Annotated in this window: 1 protein-coding gene; it reads left to right on the plus strand. The window is 57.3% G+C overall.

All coding sequences use genetic code 11. The annotated features are described in order from the left end of the window. Positions 1-102 precede the first annotated feature (102 nt). On the plus strand, positions 103-733 hold a 631-nt coding region (locus tag HMPREF1627_RS01940), incomplete at its 3' end, for a carbohydrate kinase family protein (RefSeq protein ID WP_199805869.1).

The following is a 733-nucleotide window of genomic DNA, read 5'->3' on the forward strand; positions in this document are numbered from 1 at the left end:
CAGATCGAAGGAAAAGCAAAGTCGCTTGCGCATACCTTCTTATTTTATAAAGTCTGCACGCACACGTTAACTATCCAGTTTGGGATGCGCAGATTGTTTGTCATGAACGAGACGTCGGGCGATACTGATCGAAACGGTACGCAGAAGGAAGCAGGCTGTATGTCTACCGGTGCAATAGCGGTTTGTGGCCCAACGTTCTTGGACGTGGTGATGGCTGGGATGCCACATGCTCCAGTGCTGGGCGAGGAGATGTGGGTTGAATCTTCGGCGCTCACCGCAGGAGGGGCCGCCAATCAGGCGGTTGCCGTGGCACGGCTGGGGCACCCGGTAGAGCTGATAACTCGCCTCGGAAATGATCGTGCGGGTCAGATTGTGCGGTCAGTGCTTGAAGAAAACAAGGTTGGCACCGCCTATGCCACGCCCGTTGAGTGCCAGTCCGTAACTGTTGCGCTGGCGTGGGACGCAGACCGGGCAATGGTCACCCACGGGTCGGATGAAGGTGGCGTGCTACCGGAGCGCTTCACTCCTTCCGTGCTAATCGCAAACCTGCGCGCGATCGACAAGAATGTTGAAGTCGTGAAGCAGTGGCGCGCTCGGGGCACGAAGGTGATTGGTGACGTCGGTTGGGATTCTACGGGCGCGTGGCGCACCAGCGACCTGCTCCCGCTTGAACACTGCGATTATTTTGTTCCCAACGAGACCGAAATCCTGCACTACGCCCGCTGTTTTGATG

It is taken from the genome of Actinomyces sp. S6-Spd3, from assembly GCF_000758755.1.
Classification (GTDB): domain Bacteria; phylum Actinomycetota; class Actinomycetes; order Actinomycetales; family Actinomycetaceae; genus Pauljensenia.